Annotated in this window: 1 pseudogene; it reads right to left on the reverse strand. The window is 47.5% G+C overall.

Features of this window, described 5'->3' with window-relative positions:
• A pseudogene (locus BHE89_RS00480) lies at window positions 1-305 on the reverse strand (RNA-guided endonuclease InsQ/TnpB family protein); the annotation flags it as partial.

Genomic DNA, 305 nt, shown 5'->3' on the forward strand with positions numbered 1-305 from the left:
CAACCCTCTGTACGACGGATTTACGCGGGTCTCCATGGGCTGAAACGACGAGTCCCGCCGCGTGTAATTCCAATATGCCCTTGTGTCGGATATTGATTGCCGCATTGATATCTCGGTCATGTTCAACTCCACATTCAGGGCATTTGCCAGATACGCTTATGTAGTGGCATTTCTGACATTTTATGACCGCAACAATGACAGGTTTTCGAACTGGCAAACCATTGATCCAGTTTTACCAGATGGACGCCTTTTTCTGCGGCTTTATATTCCAGCTTTGTGATAAAACCATGCCAGCCTGCATCACC

It is taken from the genome of Shigella sp. FC1967 (genome assembly GCF_001743005.1).
Classification (GTDB): Bacteria; Pseudomonadota; Gammaproteobacteria; order Enterobacterales; family Enterobacteriaceae; genus Proteus.